Source organism: Corynebacterium marinum DSM 44953, assembly GCF_000835165.1.
Taxonomy (GTDB): Bacteria; Actinomycetota; Actinomycetes; order Mycobacteriales; family Mycobacteriaceae; genus Corynebacterium; species Corynebacterium marinum.
In genome coordinates, this window is sequence record NZ_CP007790.1 from 709583 (window position 1) to 725340 (window position 15758).

At 68.2% G+C, this 15758-nt stretch carries 13 protein-coding genes; 9 read left to right on the forward strand and 4 right to left on the reverse strand.

Annotated features, from left to right (window positions below; genetic code table 11):
- Positions 1 to 7 precede the first annotated feature (7 nt).
- The 3 genes from metG to B840_RS03505 are packed head-to-tail and all read left to right on the forward strand — an operon-like array spanning position 8 to position 5202.
- A complete protein-coding gene (gene metG, locus B840_RS03495) occupies positions 8 to 1837 on the forward strand; it encodes a methionine--tRNA ligase (protein ID WP_042622482.1) in 1830 nt (609 codons plus the stop codon).
- Positions 1838 to 1885: 48 nt separating this feature from the next.
- Positions 1886 to 3106 carry an MFS transporter gene (locus B840_RS03500; RefSeq protein ID WP_229676587.1) on the forward strand — a complete coding sequence of 407 codons (1221 nt, stop codon included), beginning with the start codon at positions 1886 to 1888 and terminating at the stop codon, positions 3104 to 3106.
- Positions 3107 to 3135: 29 nt separating this feature from the next.
- Positions 3136 to 5202 carry a RecQ family ATP-dependent DNA helicase gene (locus B840_RS03505; protein WP_042622484.1) on the forward strand — a complete coding sequence of 689 codons (2067 nt, stop codon included), beginning with the start codon at positions 3136 to 3138 and terminating at the stop codon, positions 5200 to 5202.
- On the opposite strand, the gene B840_RS03510 is transcribed toward B840_RS03505, so the two are convergent.
- Positions 5199 to 5843, reverse strand: a complete 645-nt coding sequence (locus B840_RS03510; RefSeq protein WP_042620986.1) for a cyclase family protein — start codon at positions 5841 to 5843, stop codon at positions 5199 to 5201. The two genes, B840_RS03505 and B840_RS03510, sit on opposite strands and share 4 nt — an antisense overlap.
- Positions 5844 to 5860: 17 nt before the next feature.
- Between B840_RS03510 and B840_RS03515 the strand changes: the two genes are divergently transcribed.
- The 5 genes from B840_RS03515 to B840_RS03535 all read left to right on the forward strand — a co-directional run bounded on the left by B840_RS03515 (position 5861) and on the right by B840_RS03535 (position 10572).
- Positions 5861 to 6703: a TatD family hydrolase gene (locus tag B840_RS03515; RefSeq protein WP_042620987.1), complete on the forward strand. Its 843-nt coding sequence runs from the start codon at positions 5861 to 5863 to the stop codon at positions 6701 to 6703.
- A gap of 191 nt (positions 6704 to 6894) precedes the next feature.
- Positions 6895 to 8094, forward strand: a complete 1200-nt coding sequence (locus B840_RS03520) for a resuscitation-promoting factor (protein ID WP_244878197.1) — start codon at positions 6895 to 6897, stop codon at positions 8092 to 8094.
- Between the two features lie 67 nt (positions 8095 to 8161).
- Positions 8162 to 8707 carry a type 1 glutamine amidotransferase domain-containing protein gene (locus B840_RS03525; RefSeq protein WP_042620989.1) on the forward strand — a complete coding sequence of 182 codons (546 nt, stop codon included), beginning with the start codon at positions 8162 to 8164 and terminating at the stop codon, positions 8705 to 8707.
- Between the two features lie 33 nt (positions 8708 to 8740).
- On the forward strand, positions 8741 to 9616 hold the full coding sequence (gene rsmA, locus B840_RS03530) for a 16S rRNA (adenine(1518)-N(6)/adenine(1519)-N(6))-dimethyltransferase RsmA (RefSeq protein WP_042620990.1): 876 nt from the start codon (positions 8741 to 8743) through the stop codon (positions 9614 to 9616).
- Positions 9613 to 10572: a 4-(cytidine 5'-diphospho)-2-C-methyl-D-erythritol kinase gene (locus tag B840_RS03535; RefSeq protein ID WP_042620991.1), complete on the forward strand. Its 960-nt coding sequence runs from the start codon at positions 9613 to 9615 to the stop codon at positions 10570 to 10572. The genes rsmA and B840_RS03535 overlap by 4 nt, the downstream gene beginning before the upstream one ends.
- Here the strand turns inward: B840_RS03535 and B840_RS03540 are convergent.
- Positions 10566 to 11912, reverse strand: a complete 1347-nt coding sequence (locus B840_RS03540) for an HNH endonuclease signature motif containing protein (RefSeq protein WP_052491074.1) — start codon at positions 11910 to 11912, stop codon at positions 10566 to 10568. The two genes, B840_RS03535 and B840_RS03540, sit on opposite strands and share 7 nt — an antisense overlap.
- Positions 11913 to 12169: 257 nt before the next feature.
- Here B840_RS03540 and B840_RS03545 point away from each other — a divergent pair, with 257 nt between their 5' ends.
- Entirely contained in the window at positions 12170 to 13972 is a 1803-nt protein-coding gene (locus B840_RS03545; protein WP_042620992.1) for an ABC-F family ATP-binding cassette domain-containing protein, read from the forward strand.
- Here the strand turns inward: B840_RS03545 and B840_RS03550 are convergent.
- Both B840_RS03550 and B840_RS03555 read right to left on the reverse strand, forming a co-directional pair.
- On the reverse strand, positions 13969 to 14436 hold the full coding sequence (locus B840_RS03550; protein WP_042620993.1) for a TlpA disulfide reductase family protein: 468 nt from the start codon (positions 14434 to 14436) through the stop codon (positions 13969 to 13971). The genes B840_RS03545 and B840_RS03550 overlap by 4 nt on opposite strands.
- A 73-nt stretch (positions 14437 to 14509) precedes the next feature.
- Complete coding sequence (locus tag B840_RS03555) at positions 14510 to 15751, reverse strand: aromatic amino acid transport family protein (RefSeq protein WP_373285089.1); 1242 nt, start codon at positions 15749 to 15751, stop codon at positions 14510 to 14512.
- Between the last annotated feature and the right edge of the window lie 7 nt (positions 15752 to 15758).

The following is a 15758-nucleotide window of genomic DNA, read 5'->3' on the forward strand; positions in this document are numbered from 1 at the left end:
GTATCCCATGACCCAGTCTGTGCTTGTCTCCGTCGCCTGGCCGTATGCGAACGGCCCCCGCCACATCGGACACGTCGCCGGTTTCGGCGTCCCCTCCGACGTCTTCGCCCGCTACCAGCGGATGATCGGCAGCGAGGTCCTCATGATCTCGGGCACGGATGAACACGGCACACCGCTGCTGGTGCAGGCGGACAAGGAGGGCGTGACGGTCAAGGAGCTCGCCGACCGCTACAACCGCCAGATCGTGGAGGACCTCGCCGGGCTCGGCCTGTCCTACGACCTGTTCACCCGCACCACCACCCGCAACCATTACGCGGTGGTGCAGGAGCTGTTCACCGGCCTGTACGAGAACGGCTACATGATCAGGGAGACCACGATGGGCGCGGTCTCCCCGTCGACCGGCCGCACCCTGCCGGACCGCTACATCGAGGGCACCTGCCCGATCTGCGGCGCCGACGGCGCGCGCGGCGACCAGTGCGACAACTGCGGCAACCAGCTCGACCCGGCCGACCTGATCAACCCGGTCTCCAAGGTCAACGGGGAAACCCCGAAGTTCGTCGAGACGGAGCATTTCCTCCTCGACCTGCCCTCCCTGGCCGGCGCGCTGGGGGAGTGGCTGCGCGGCCGCGAGGACTGGCGCCCCAACGTGCTGAAGTTCTCCCTCAACCTGCTCGAGGACCTGCGCCCGCGCGCCATGACCCGCGACATCGACTGGGGCGTCCCGATCCCGGTCGACGGCTGGGCAGACAACAACGCCAAGAAGCTCTACGTGTGGTTCGACGCCGTGATCGGCTACCTCTCCGCCTCCATCGAGTGGGCGTGGCGCTCCGGAAACCCGGACGCGTGGAAGCAGTGGTGGCAGGACCCCGAGGCCGCCGGCTTCTACTTCATGGGCAAGGACAACATCACCTTCCATTCCCAGATCTGGCCTGCCGAGCTCATCGGGTACGCCGGCAAGGGATCGAAGGGGGGCGAGCTCCACAAGTACGGCGAGATCAACCTGCCGACAGAGGTCGTGTCCTCGGAGTTCCTCACCATGTCGGGCTCGAAGTTCTCCTCGTCCAAAGGCGTGGTCATCTACGTCAAGGATTTTCTCGCCGAGTTCGGCCCGGATCCGCTGCGCTACTTCATCGCCGTCGCCGGCCCGGAGAACACCGACACCGACTTCACCTGGGACGAGTTCGTCCGCCGGGTGAACAACGAGCTCGCCAACGGCTGGGGGAACCTGGTCAACCGCACGGTGTCCATGGCGCACAAGAATTTCGGCGCGGTCCCCGCCCCGGCCGAACTCACCGACTCCGATCTGCGGATCCTCGATCTGGCGGCCACCACCTTCGACATCGTCGGGGACAACCTGGCGCAGTCGAAGTTCAAGAACGGCATCACCGCCGCCATGCACGTGGTCGGCGAGGCCAACGCCTACATCGCCGAGCAGGAGCCGTGGAAGCTGGCTAAGGACGAGTCCCAGCGCGAGCGTCTGGCCACCGTCCTGTGGACCGCGCTGCAGGTCGTCTCCGACTGCAACGTGCTGCTCACCCCGTACCTGCCCCATATCGCCCAGCGGGTGCACGAGACTCTCGGCCGCGACGGTGTCTGGGCCGCGAAGCCCGAGATCCACGAAGTCGCCGACGACATGCCGGTCGAACTCGTCGGCGTCGGCCTGCCCGAGGAGGGCCAGACCTACCCGGTGATCACCGGCAACTACTCCGCCCAGCAGGCGGTGTGGAAGCGTATCGACGTCGTGCCCGGCACCCCGCTGGCCAAGCCCGCCCCGCTGATCCAGAAGCTGGACCCGGAGCTGGCGGAGACCGGCCCGGAGTGGGCGCCCGTCCAGTAATTGGTGTTACGTACTACGCTGGGATCCCTGCTGAAGGAGGAAACCCCAGTGAGTACGCGAACCGTCCTGCCGGCGCTGCTGTTGTTTACGGCGGTGTTCATCGCCGCCTTCAACCTGCGTGCCGGTATCTCATCGCTCGGCGCGGTCCTGGCGGACACCCTCGACGCCTTCCAGGTCGGCGGCTCCCTCGCGGGCGTCATCACCGCCATCCCCGGCCTCTTCTTCGCGATCTTCGGCCTGCTGGCAGTGCCGTTGGCCATCCGCCTGGGATTGACCCGCACGCTGTTCCTGGGTGCGGCCCTCGCTGTCATCGGCCTGGCGGCACGGCCCTGGGTGGGAGGCATCTGGGTGTTCATCGTGTTCACTGCGCTGGTCACCACAGGTATCGCCGTGGCGAACGTTCTCCTGCCCGCGTGGATCAAGAACCACGGCGGCCGGCACATCGTGGCGCTCATGACTGTCTACGGTTCAGTCCTCGGTTTCTCCGGCGCCGTCGGCCCGCTCACCGCCGTGATTTCCGACGCCCCGGACGCCTGGCGGTGGGCCCTGTTCCTGTGGACCATTCCCGCCGCCCTCCAGGTGCTCGTCTGGTTCGGGTTGGTGCTGCGGGTCGGCCGGGACGTGCCGTCCTCCACGCCGCCGCGCACGGCCGGCCATACCGGCGGGCCCGTCAGATCGGTCTCCCTCTGGCGTTCGCCGACCGCGGTGTTCCTCATGCTGTTCTTCGGGTTGCAGTCCATGCACGCCTACATCCAGATGGGCTGGCTGCCCAAGATCTACGTCGACCACGGGGTATCGGCCGCCACAGCGAGCCTGGCGCTCGCGCTGACCGGAAGTTTCAACATCATCGGCGGGTTGATCATGCCGGCGATCATCCACCGCCTGCGCAGTATCGTGTGGTTGCCCGTGCTGTTCTCCGCCCTCATGGGCGCCGGCTACCTCGGTCTGTGGTTGGCACCCGCCACCACGCCGATGCTGTGGGCGGCCCTGCTCGGCGTGGGCGGCTTCTGTTTCCCCACCGCCATCGCGCTGATCCCCGCGCGCAGCCGCGTGCCGCTGGTCACCGCACGGCTCTCCGGTTTCGTCCAGCCGATCGGCTACGTCATCGCGGCGGCCGGCCCGTTGCTCGTCGGCGTCGTCCGCGAGGCCACCGGGGGATGGTCGGTCATCCTGCCCGTCCTGATGGCGTTGTGCGCGCTGATGGCGGCGGTGGGTTTCCGGGCCGCGCGCAACGTCTCCATCGACGACGAACTTGCAGCTCACGCCTAATGTCGGGGGCCTGGGATACCGTGGTGTCCATGCAGGCAACCAGGTCAATGGCCAACGAACTTCTCACCGGTATCGCAGGACCGGGCGCGCAGTTGCGCGACGACCAGTGGACAGCGATCGACGCTCTCGTCAACCACCGGCGCCGGATGCTCGTCGTCCAGCGGACGGGGTGGGGCAAATCCGCGGTCTACTTCATCGCGGCGAAGCTCCGCCGGGAGGCCGGTGCGGGGGCCTCGCTGATCATCTCGCCGCTGCTTGCGCTCATGCGCAACCAGGTGGCGGCGGCGGAACGGGCGGGGATCCGCGCGGCCACGCTCAACAGCGCGAACATGACGGAGTGGGAGGAGATCCAGGCGAAGGTCGCGGCCGGGGAGGTGGACGTCCTGTTGATCTCCCCGGAACGGCTGAACAACCCCGGTTTCCGGGACGAGGTCCTCCCGGCGCTCGCGGCGACCGTCGGCATGGTGGTCGTGGATGAGGCGCACTGCATTTCCGACTGGGGCCACGATTTCCGCCCCGACTACCGCCGTATCCGCGACCTGCTTGCCGGTCTGCGCGAAGGTGTACCCGTGCTGGCGACCACAGCCACGGCCAACGACCGCGTCGTCGCGGACGTGCAGGCGCAACTGGGAGAAGACACGGGGGTGTTGCGCGGCGGCCTGGACCGGGAGTCGCTGCATCTGGCGGTGGTGCGTCTGGCGGACACCACCACCCGGCCCGCCTGGCTGGCCACCCACCTGGCGGAGCTCGAGGGCTCTGGCATCATCTACTGCCTCACCGTCGCCGCCGCGGAGGACCTCGCGGAGGCGCTCGAGGCCGCCGGGTGGAACGTCGCCGCCTACACCGGGCGCACCGAGGCGGGGGAGCGGGAGCGTCTCGAACATGCGCTGCTCGACAACGAGCTCAAGGCGCTGGTGGCGACCTCGGCGTTGGGCATGGGCTTCGACAAGCCGGATCTCGGCTTCGTCGTGCACGTCGGCGCGCCGGGATCCCCGGTGTCCTACTACCAGCAGATCGGCCGTGCGGGCCGCGGCACGGAACGCGCCGACGTCATCCTCCTGCCCGGCGCGGAGGACACCGAGATCTGGGAGTATTTCGCCTCGGTCTCCTTCCCTGACGAGGACACGGTCCGCCACCTGCTCAGCGTCCTCACCGATGAGGCGCAGTCGACGATGAAGCTGGAGGCGCAGGTCAACCTCTCGCGTTCCCGGCTCGACCAGGTCCTCAAGGTGCTCGACGTCGACGGTGCCGTGCGGCGCGTCAAGGGCGGCTGGCTGGGGACCGGGCGGGACTGGCATTACGACGCCGCACGCTACGCCGCCCTCGCCCAGGCGCGAACCGCCGAGCAGGAGGCCATGCTCGCCTACGAGGCAGCGGACTCCTGCCGCATGCTCTTCCTGCGTGGGCAGCTCGACGATTCCACCGCCACGGGGCCGTGCGGCCGCTGCGACAACTGCACGGGGAGCAGGTGGGACACGGGTATCGACGCCTCGGTTGCCCAGCGCGTCTCCGAGCGTCTCACCGCCCCCGGGGTCAGAGTCGCCCAGCGGCGGCAGTGGCCCACCGGCATCAGCGTGCGCGGGCGCATCCACGGGGTCGAGCCCGGCCGCGCGCTGGGCAGGCTCAACGACATCGCCCGGGGCCCGGCGCTGACGGCGCTGCTGGCAGAGAAGTCCTGGCGGCCGACCTCACCCTGGCAGCAGGACACCTGGTTGCCGCGGATTGTCGCGGTGCTCTCCGACTGGGACTGGGATGCGAGGCCCACCACGGTCGTCGCCCTCGGCTCGCACGATCCTGCGGCCACGGAGTTCGTCGCGGCCCTGGCGGAGGCCGTCGCGGGAGTCGGCAGGATGGTCTACGCCGGTGTGCTGCCGGTCCGCCCCGGGGCGGATGAGGTCACGGCGCAGAACTCCGCTTACCGGGTGACGGCGCTGCTCAACCACTGGGATGTCAGCGGCGTAGGCCCCGCCGACGGTCCGGTGCTGCTTGTCACCGATCTCATCGACACCGGCTGGTCGGTCACCGTGGCCGGGGCCGCGCTGGCGGAGCGCACGGGCCAGCCGGTGCTGCCCCTGGCAGTGGCCAGCCGGGGTTAGGGCAGAAGCGCCAGGGCGCGGGCGGGGAAAGAGGAGCCGTCCGCCGGCACCGGCCAGGACACCCACATCGTCGCCCCCGTCGCCGGCACCTGGTCCAGGTTGGTGAGGAACTCCACCTGCCAGTGGTCCCGGGAAAGCCAGAGGCGTTGCGCGGGGTAGTCGCCGAGGGCAGTCAGCGCGCCGGGGTCGGTGTTGAGGGTGTCGTGCCCGATCGCCCGCACTCCCCGGGCGTGGAGCAGCTCCACGGCGTCGAGGGCCCAACCCGGGGTGCCGGGGGAGTTGTGGTCCGTCCACCCGGTGTTCAGGGCGACGAAGCCTCCGGCGGGGACCTGCCCGTGCGCGCGCTCCCACGCGCGGATACCGGCGGCGGTGAGGGAGGGTGCGCCGGTGAGCGGGATGACGGCGAGGGGCATGATCAGCTCGGCCGGTGGGATCTCGGCCAACGTTCGCCCACCAGGGACGGCGTGTCCGGGGGCGTCGACGTGTGTTCCCCAGGGGCCGGCGAGACGGTAGGACAACACCTCGAAGGAGTCCGGGCCGGCTGCCGCGAGGCTGTGGATCTCCATGTCGGGGTCGGTGGGGAATTTCGGCTGGCCCGGGCACATCGGGCGGGTGAGGTCGACCAGGCGGGAGAAGTCCATGCCCCTACAATGCAGGCATGTCGAAGAAGAAGCCCCGTCCCACGCCCGTGCCCGCCGACCCGATCCCGGGCCTCGTCGACGCTCACACGCACCTCGCGTCGGCCGGGGCAGGGACGCCGGACGAGGTGGACGCGATTGTGGCGCGGGCGGTGGCCGCGGGCGTCGATAAGCTCTGCACGGTGGGCGACGGGCTGGCCGAGGCGGAGCTGGCTCTGCAGGCGGCGCATCACCACGAACGGGTGTACGCGGCGTGCGCGATTCATCCGACCCGGGCGCACGAGCTGGACGGTGCCGCCCGCGCCCGTCTCGCCGAGATGGCCACCGACCCGCGGTGCGTGGCGGTGGGGGAGACCGGCCTGGACACCTACTGGATCAGGCACGAGCCGGAGCGGACCGCGCCGCTGGCGGTGCAGGAGGAGGCGCTGCGCTGGCACATCGGCCTGGCGGTCGCCGAGGGGAAGGCGCTGATGCTGCACAACCGCGAGGCGGACGAGGAGCTCATGCGCGTGTTGGCGGACGCCCCGAGCCCGGTGGAGACGATCCTGCACTGCTTCTCCTCCCCGCTCGCGGTGGCGGAGGAGGCGCTGTCCCGCGGGTATGTCCTCAGCTTCGCGGGCAACGTCACCTTCAAACGTAACGGGGAGCTGCGGGAGGTCGCCCGGATCGCGCCGCGGGGGCAGGTTCTCATCGAGACCGACGCGCCGTACATGACGCCGGAGCCGTTCCGGGGGGCGCGCAACGAGCCGGCGTTGATCGGCCACACCGCACTGTGTGTGGCGCAGGCGCGGGGGATGGAACCGCTGGAGCTCGCCGAAGAGGTCTCCGAAACTTTCGACCGGGTATATCTCCGCGTTGGGTGACCATTCTCACATTGACGCTTGAATGGCGCGTCGGGGCAGGTGGGGGCGGCCTGGGGTCGGGCGTCGCCCCGTCTCCGGGCGCTGGAGGTTCCCTGGACGACATTGAACTGTTACCGTACTGTGACTAACGAGCAGAGTCGGGTGACGGGAACGCCACCTGGAGTCCACGCCTTCCCCGAATGAGATCGAGAATGTATATCCCCATGGGCCTCAACAACACTTCACGAATCACGCGGATCAACTCCGGCACCTCCACCACCAAGCGCCTCGCCGCCGGCGGTGTGATGGGTGCGCTGCTGGTCGGCGGGGTCACCGTCGCCGGAGCACAGAAGGATGTCACCCTCGACATCAACGGCGAGACGACCGAGCTGACCACCATGTCCCGCGACGTCGCCGGCGCCCTCGAGGCCGCCGGCGTCGAGGTCGCTAACGAGGACCTGGTCTACCCGGCACCCAGCGAGACGTTGACCAAGGGCTCCAACATCACCGTCCGCACCGCCAAGCCCGTCGCCGTGGTCATCGACGGCCGCACCACCGACATCACCTCCACCGCCCTGACTGTCGAGGACCTCCTCGGCGAGCTCGACGGCGTCACCCCGGCGGCCCGCATAGAAGAGGACGGCGGGACCCGCCTCACCGACGGCATGCGCGTGGACATCACCACCCCGAAGATCGTCGCCGTCAACGACGGCGGCAAGGTCGTCTACACCGAGATCGCCGCCGCCACCGTCCGCGAGCTTCTCGACGCCCGCGGCATCGAGCTCGGCGAGCACGACAAGGTCACCCCGGAAATCGACGCCCCGCTGGACAGGGGAGCGAAGATCGAGATCGAGCGCATCTCCATCGACGAGGAAACCGCCACGGAATCCTTCACCGCGCAGACCGAGTACGTCGACGACCCGGAGGCTCTCCGGGGCACCGAGAAGGTCCTCGTCGAAGGCGCCCCCGGCACCCGCGAGGTCACCACCCGCATCACCACCGTCAACGGCGTCGAGTCCGCCCGCGAGAAGATCAACGAGGTGGAGGTCGCCCCGGCCACCGCCGCCAAGATCGCCCGCGGCACCAAGACCGCGCCGGCACCCGCGGCATCCGCTTCCGCTGCCGCTGCCGCGGCACCCGCCGCCTCCGCCCCGGCCGTCGGCGGGGGTTCCGTCTGGGACACCCTCGCGCAGTGCGAGTCCGGCGGCAACTGGGCCATTAACACGGGCAACGGCTACCAGGGCGGCCTGCAGTTCTCGCCGTCCACCTGGGCCGCGTACGGCGGCACCCAGTTCGCGCCGACCGCGAACCTGGCTTCCCGCGAGCAGCAGATCGCCATCGCCGAGAAGACCCAGGCGAGCCAGGGCTGGGGCGCATGGCCCGCCTGCACCGCCAAGATGGGCCTGCGCTAAAAGCAGAATCTGGTTACCCTCGGGTGCGTAAGGATATTCCGCCGAACGCATGCGAAAGGTAACCACCATGTCTCACCTGAGCAACGTCAAGGTGGCGGTCATCGCCACCAACCAGTTTGAGGATTCCGAGCTGACCGGGCCGGTGGAGGCCGTCCGGGAGCGCGGGGCGACCGTGAGTGTCCTGTCGACCGAGGCGGGCACCATCGAAGGCAAGAACGGCACGTCAATCACAGTTGACGGAACCACCGCCGACGCCGACCCCGCCGAGTTCGATGCACTCATTCTACCGGGCGGCACGGGCAACGCGGACAAGATCCGCATGGACGCCGACGCCGTTTCCTTCGTCAAGAAGCACGTCGAGGCGGGCAAGCCGGTCGGCGTGATCTGCCACGGCGGCTGGATCCTCGCTGACGCGGACGTGCTCGACGGCCGCACCCTCACCTCCTACGCCTCGCTGAAAACCGATCTGCGCAACGCCGGAGCGACCTGGGTCGACGAGGAGGTCCACGTGGACAACGGACTGGTCTCTTCCCGCACCCCGGCCGACCTGCCAGCCTTCAACGCGAAAATCGTGGAGGAGTTCGCCGAGGGCAGCCACCGAGGCAGCCAGTAGGGCATTGCCGACCGGTTGGTCTAGATTGGTTGCATGACCTCCAGTGTTCAGCCCGCCGAGCTGCTCGGCCCCGTGGAGATCCGCGCCCTGGCGGAGAAACTCGACGTCACCCCGACGAAGAAGCTCGGCCAGAATTTCCTGCACGACCCCAACACCGTGCGCCGGATCATCGCGGCGGCCGAGCTCGACCCCTCCGACCACGTCGTGGAGGTGGGGCCGGGACTCGGTTCGCTGACGCTCGGGTTGCTGGACACGGTGGAGAAAGTCACCGCAGTGGAGATCGACCGTCGTCTGGCTGCCGAGCTGCCCGCAACCGTCGCCTGGCGCGCACCGGACTACGCCGACCGGTTGACTGTCCTGCAGAAGGACGCCCTGCGGGTCACCCCGGAGGATATTGAGGAACCCACCGCGCTGGTGGCGAACCTGCCGTACAACGTATCCGTTCCCGTGCTGCTCAACCTGCTGGCGACGTTCCCGAGTATCCGCCGCGTCCTCGTCATGGTGCAGGCAGAGGTGGCGGACCGGCTGGCCGCGGAATCCGGCTCGAAGATCTACGGGGTCCCCAGTGTCAAGGCCGCCTTCTACGGCGATGTCCGCCGCGCGGGCGCCATCGGCCGCCACGTGTTCTGGCCGGCGCCCAACATTGAATCTGGCCTGGTCCGCATCGACTGCTTCGAGCCCGGTACCGAACCGTGGCCCATCACCGATGAGACGCGCGCCGCTGTCTGGCCCGTCATCGACGCCGCCTTCGCCCAGCGCCGAAAGACCCTCCGCGCCGCGCTGTCCGGGCACTACGGTTCCGCACCAGCCGCCGAGGAAGCGCTGCGGGGCGCGGGAATCGACCCGCAGTTGCGCGGCGAGAAGCTCACCGTCCACGACTTCGTGCGGCTGGCGGGGATTGCCTCATGAGGCGCTTCGCGGCACGCGCGCACGCCAAGGTCAACCTGCACCTCGGGGTCGGGGACCGCCGGGCGGACGGGTACCACGACCTCGTCACGGTGTTCCAGTCGCTCAGCCTCTCGGACACGGTGCGGCTCGACGTCGACGACGACGACCGGGTGACCTCGGGAAGCATCGTCGCCGGGCTGACCGTTGCGGGGCTGGACGCGGCGTCGGTGCCGACGGACAGCTCGAACCTGGCGTGGCGCGCCGTCGACAAACTCGTCGATTATTACCGGGCCAACCATGCACTGTCGGATGCTCCCCGGGTGGCGATCCACATCAATAAGGGCATCCCCACCGCCGGTGGAATGGCCGGAGGTTCCGCCGACGCGGCGGCGGCGCTCGTCGCGGCGCATGCCATGTTCAGTGGAACCTGCCCGGCCCTGCCCATGGACACTTTGTCGGAAATCGCTGCCGGGCTGGGGTCCGACGTCCCCTTCACTCTGCGGGGCGGCACAATGCTGGGCACCGGCCGCGGCGAGCAGCTCACGCCGATGCTCTCCCGCGGCACATACCACTGGGCGCTGGCGTTCTTCACCGAAGGGCTGTCCACCCCGAAGGTGTTCCACCAGCTCGATTTCCTCCGCTCAGGCGGCAGCACCAACGTCCCGCCTTCCCTGGACACGGGCGAGCTGGCCCGGGCGTTGACGACCGGGGATCCACGGCAGCTCGCGGCGGCCATGACGAACGACCTGCAGATACCGGCGCTCACGCTGCGACACGACATCGGTTATGTCCGGACGGCAGGCATGAATGCGGGTGCACTGGCCTCGATGGTGTCCGGCTCCGGTCCGACCGTGGCGTTCCTGTGCAGTTCCGAATTGCATGCCCGTGACGTTCTCGACGATCTGCTGGCGGACGGCAGCGCCTACTCCGGCACGGTCGCCCACGGACCGGCGAAGGGTGCGCACCTCATCTACTGAGTGCGCCGTGGCGCACTCCCGTCCCCTTCCTCCGGGGGTTCGTCGAAGCTGTCCTCGTGCTCCCACACCTGCAGCAGGTCCTCGTCGCCGCGGGGGACAGGTCCGTCGAAGTACCGGTCGCGCCACTGTCCCATCGCTTCATCTGTGACCGCCGGCTGCCGGTTTTCCGAGGTGTAGGACTCGCCGTCCGGGAACCGGAACCGGATGAGCCCGGGATCCGAATCAATGTGCACGGTCATGGTGCCTGCGCTGACCAGCGCGTGGCAGCCGGAGCACAGCGGGATCAGATTGGCCAGCTCAGTGGTGCCGCCCTCCGCCCAGGGGACGATGTGGTGGAACTCCAGGAAGCGGGTGTGGTCGCAGCCGGGCCCGGCGCACTGGAAACCCCAGGCGTTGAGCAGTGCCTTCATCTGCGCCTGGGAGGCGAGGCGCGTGGCCCTGGTGACCTTGAGCGCGAGCCCGGACCTGGACAGCAGGTGGTAACGGACCGAACCGTTGAGAACCGAGCGCATCAGCTGGCCGGTCCGCCCGCCGTGGTGGCCGGGGAGGAAGGCCCGGTTGTCCTGGGTGAACAAGACATTGACCTCCGCTCCCGGGGCGCGCACCCGGCTGAGCGGGTGGCTGCGCACCATGTGGATCAGGCCCATGAAGGCGGTGAACACGGTGGCGGCCGGCGGCGGCCCGAACCGGGATGGCCGCGCCGGCTTCTCCGGCGCCCGCGCCTCCTCGACGAGCTTCTCGACGGCTGCGGGGTCCTCCAGCACCTCCTCGTCCACTCCGTCGATGTCGATGAGGTTCGCGAGCTCCGAGATCTTCAGCGCCGCCATGAACTCCGCCCCGCGCTCGGGGTCGAGGCGCCCCCAGATGCGGACCTCTCCGGTGTCGGGGTCGGTGACGACGGAGATCCGGTTGGCTGTAGGCCTGGCGTCGGGCTGATCCCGGCCGGCGAGCAGCAGGACCAGCTCGGCGAACGGGTGGGTGCGCGCCAGCTCGAGGAGCTCCTCCTCGTTGTCCGGGGTCATGTAGCGCAGCAGGAGGCGGACGAGGGAGTAGGAGAGGGCAGCGTCGAGAAACGCCTGCGCCAGCAGCGGAAATTTCTTCAGCCGCGCGCCGACGCCGAGGTATTCGTAGGCGGTGCGCCGGGCGATGCCGTGTGTGCGTTGCAGCCATACGGCCGTGTTGGGTGCGCCGTGTGCACTGGCGAGTTCCCGGGCGTGAAACTCGGCGAGGGTGACGATGAAGCGTGCCTTGTAGCGGGTGAGCTGTCGGTGTGCATCGGTGATGTCGGCGGTGAGGTCGGTGTCGGACTGGTCGGTCAGAGTAGCGATGGTTGCGAGCATCCTGTTGTCCCCGAGTAGTCGAATTAGCGTTCGATCATCCGCACCGTAACATGGGCCTCCGACATGACCTTCCTCGAAGAATAAGGCCAGCGCATGGCGTTGCGGAGTGCGCCGTTGCGCACTCCCGCGGACTGCGTCGCACGCGTCCTTCCGCGCCGCGACCGGGGTGAAAATCACGAGAAATAGGAAGTCGGTTCCGACTGCAGCCCCGGAAGTTAACGTCCTGCCCCTTCGTCGGCCTAGACTCTGCAGTTGATATGGCGAACCTGATCAATCTCGAGAATGTCTCCAAGTCCTGGGGTCTCAAGACCCTGCTCGACGGCGTGAGCCTCGGCGTCCAGACCGGCGAACGCATCGGCGTCGTCGGTCTCAACGGCGGCGGCAAGACCACCCTCCTGGAGGTCCTCACCGGCGTTGAGGAACCCGACTCCGGCCGTGTGTCCCACAACTCCGACCTGCGGATGGCGGTGGTCACGCAGCGGGCGAACCTCAGGGACGAGGACACCGTCGCGGACGTCGTCCTCGCGCCGCTGGGCCTGCAGACCTTCGAATGGGCGTCCAACGCGCTGGTCCGCGAGGTGCTCGGCGGCCTGGGCGTGGCGGACCTCGGTCTGGACACGAAGGTCGGGGGGCTCTCCGGCGGAGAGCGCCGCCGGGTGAACCTCGCGGCGGCGCTGGTGCGCGATCTCGACCTCGTCGTCCTCGACGAGCCGACCAACCACCTCGACGTCGAGGGCGTGCAGTGGCTGGCGGAGCATCTGCTCAACCGGAAGATCGCGATCGTCGTGGTCACGCACGACCGCTGGTTCCTCGACATCGTCGCAACCGTGACGTGGGAGGTGCACGACGGCCGCGTCGACATCTACGAGGGCGGCTACAACGACTGGATCTTCGCCCGCGCGGAACGCGCCCGGCAGGCCGACGCCATCGAACAGCGCCGCCAGAACCTCGCCCGCAAGGAGCTGGCCTGGCTGCGCCGTGGCGCACCCGCGCGAACCTCCAAGCCCCGCTACCGCATCGAGTCGGCCGAGGCGCTCATCGCCGACGTTCCTTCCCCGCGCGACTCCGTCGAGCTCACGGCCTTCTCGCGCCAACGGCAGGGCAAGGTCGTCATCGAACTTGAGGACGCCCGCGTGGAGGCCCCGGACGGGCGCATGCTCGTCGACCATCTGACCTGGCGGCTGTCGCCCGGCGAGCGCATCGGCCTCGTCGGTGTCAACGGTTCCGGAAAGACCACGCTCCTGCGCACGCTCGCCGGCGAGCATCCCCTCGCCGAGGGCAGGCGCATCCAGGGGCAGACCGTCCGGCTGGGCTGGTTGCGTCAGGAGCTCGACGATCTTGATCCCACTATGCGGCTCATCGACGCCGTGGAGGATGTCGCCTCCTACGTCCAGCTGGGCAAGAAGGAGCTTTCCGCGTCCCAGCTCGCCGAACGGCTCGGATTCTCCGCGAAGCGTCAGCGCACCCCGGTCGGGGACCTCTCCGGCGGCGAGCGCCGCCGGCTGCAGCTCACCCGGGTGCTCATGGCGGAACCGAATGTCCTGCTTCTCGACGAGCCCACCAACGACCTCGACATCGACACCCTCCAGGAGCTGGAGTCCCTCCTCGATTCCTGGCCGGGCACCCTCGTGGTCATCTCCCACGACCGCTATCTCATCGAGCGCGTCGCAGACTCCACGTGGGCTCTGTTCGGGGACGGAAACCTCACCAACCTGCCCCGCGGGATCGAGCAGTACCTGGAGATCCGGCGCGACATGGCCGCGGCGGCCGGTTCCGGTCCGCTGGATCTCGGCGAGAAGGACCGGGCGGTCGTCGAAAAGCAGGACGGTCTGAGCTCGCAGGAAGAGCGTGACCTGCGTAAGCAGTTCAACGCTCTGGAACGGAAGATCGGGAAACTCGACCCGAAGATAGAGAAGATCCACGCGGACATGGCTGCCGCGGCTGAGACGATGGACACGGGCACACTGGCTGACCTGGACGGAAAGCTCAAGGCCCTCGAGTCCGAGCGGGAGGAGCTGGAGATGGAGTGGCTCGAGCTGGGGGAGCAGCTGGAGGCCTAAGTCTCCGTCAGCAGCGTTCCCAGCCACACGCCGAGCACCAGGTCGTCGAGCTTTCCGAACCAGGTCTGTCGGACTCGGCCCCGCCGGTCGACGAGCATGGTGGCGGGCGTGCCCTCGAGCCGCCAGCGTTTCATCGTCAGCGGCAGGATGTCCCCGGGCCGGTCGACGCCGACGGGGAAGGTCACGCCGAACTCGGCGAGGAACACCGCGAGGGCGGCCGGCGTCATGACGTCGTGGTGTTCGAAGACGCTGTGGATTCCGATGACCGCCACCTGATCGGCCTTCACCAGACGGTGGACCCGCTGCGCCTGGGGGATCCCGTTGTTGACGCAGCCCGGGCAGAGCATCTGGAAGAACTCGACGAGCACCACCCGCCCGTGCAGGTCCTCCGGAGTCAACGCTTCTGAGTTGAACCACTCGACGACATCGAAGTCGAAGAGCTCTGCGTTGGCGGGTGGAGCCATGACAACCTCCCCATATGGTGGCTTGGGTCACATTCTACGTGTCTGCCGGATCAGGGGCGCATGCTCCGTGGGATCAGGCCCAGCCTTCAGGGACCACCCCGGTCAGGGACATGATCGAATAGATGAAGGCGGCGACATAGACGCTGATGATCGTCCACTGGATCACCGGATGAGAAACCACCCCGGCCGCCCAGCCGGGAGTTCGGTCGCCGTAGGAGCGGGCTGCCCGGAGCAGGAGCACCGGGACCACTGACATGATCGCGCCGGCGAAACCGCCTGCGTAGGACAAGGCGGAGACGAAACCTCCCAGACCTGCGAGCACGATAGACATCGGCGGGATGACCGTGAGCAGGAGAGCCGCGAGACGCGTCCGACCCAATTCCCCCCAGTGGAAGATGTTCATGACGTTGCGCATCATGGTGAAGCCGATGGCGAGGAATGAGGTCAGCATCGCCGCCAGGGCGAAGATATTCGCCAGGTAGTACGCCACCGGGCCGAGGCGGTCGCCCCACGCCACGGTGACCACTTCGGTGACTTCAGTACCCAGAAGACCCAGGGCGGCGAACGGCACGAGTGTGAGGGTGAACCCGGTTGCCGCCATCCCCGCGATGATGGCCTTCGGAAGAAGATCAGGAGTCTCCTCCATGCCGCGGGCCATTTCGGGGACCACGTACTGGGCGAGGAAGGTGAAGACAGCCAGGTTCATGATGGGGATGATGAAGTAGGGGTGGAACACCGCCAGGTTATCCAGGCTCATTCCCGGGCCCAGAACCGTCCACCCCACAAGGATCAGGACAATGGCGGCCATGCCCACTGTGATTGTCGCTTCCGCGATGCCAGTGGCGTGAAGCCCCTTCCACATGACGAGTGATCCGACCGCATAGAACACCAACGTGCCGATGGCCGGAGGGATGCCGAAAATGTTGTTGATGAGCATGCCCGAACCGGCTGCGTAGGCGATGAGTGCACCGACACCGTTGACGATGATCGCCGCAAACACCAACCACCGGCCGAACTGGCCGAGGTATTTCTCAGCGAGACCGGACAACTGCAACGGTTCTTTGGTCCGCATAGACACTTCGGCCACGTAGAGCATTGAGATGGTGGTCAGGGTGCCGGCGATGAGCAGCGCCACAACCAGCGCGAGGAATCCGCCGTTGCGGGCAGCGAACGGGAGACTGAGGATGCCGGCACCGATGTTGGTGCCGTAGATCAGCGCGACGCCCTGCCAGAAGGACAGGCCATGGGTCTGCGCTGGAGCGTCGTTCGGTGCCTGGGACACGGTAGAGGAGGTCATGTCCGGCCTTTCTGTCATAGGGGAG

What these genes read in the sequence shown, in the direction of transcription:
- B840_RS03540 (WP_052491074.1), bottom strand. Translation starts at nt 11,912, where the DNA reads ATGCTCGCAACCATCGCTACTCTGACCGACCAGTCCGACACCGACCTC.
- B840_RS03515 (WP_042620987.1), top strand. Translation starts at nt 5,861, where the DNA reads ATGTCGAAGAAGAAGCCCCGTCCCACGCCCGTGCCCGCCGACCCGATC.
- metG (WP_042622482.1), top strand. Translation starts at nt 8, where the DNA reads ATGACCCAGTCTGTGCTTGTCTCCGTCGCCTGGCCGTATGCGAACGGC.
- B840_RS03545 (WP_042620992.1), top strand. Translation starts at nt 12,170, where the DNA reads ATGGCGAACCTGATCAATCTCGAGAATGTCTCCAAGTCCTGGGGTCTC.
- B840_RS03535 (WP_042620991.1), top strand. Translation starts at nt 9,613, where the DNA reads ATGAGGCGCTTCGCGGCACGCGCGCACGCCAAGGTCAACCTGCACCTC.
- rsmA (WP_042620990.1), top strand. Translation starts at nt 8,741, where the DNA reads ATGACCTCCAGTGTTCAGCCCGCCGAGCTGCTCGGCCCCGTGGAGATC.
- B840_RS03510 (WP_042620986.1), bottom strand. Translation starts at nt 5,843, where the DNA reads ATGGACTTCTCCCGCCTGGTCGACCTCACCCGCCCGATGTGCCCGGGC.
- B840_RS03555 (WP_373285089.1), bottom strand. Translation starts at nt 15,751, where the DNA reads ATGACAGAAAGGCCGGACATGACCTCCTCTACCGTGTCCCAGGCACCG.
- B840_RS03525 (WP_042620989.1), top strand. Translation starts at nt 8,162, where the DNA reads ATGTCTCACCTGAGCAACGTCAAGGTGGCGGTCATCGCCACCAACCAG.
- B840_RS03550 (WP_042620993.1), bottom strand. Translation starts at nt 14,436, where the DNA reads ATGGCTCCACCCGCCAACGCAGAGCTCTTCGACTTCGATGTCGTCGAG.
- B840_RS03520 (WP_244878197.1), top strand. Translation starts at nt 6,895, where the DNA reads ATGTATATCCCCATGGGCCTCAACAACACTTCACGAATCACGCGGATC.
- B840_RS03505 (WP_042622484.1), top strand. Translation starts at nt 3,136, where the DNA reads ATGCAGGCAACCAGGTCAATGGCCAACGAACTTCTCACCGGTATCGCA.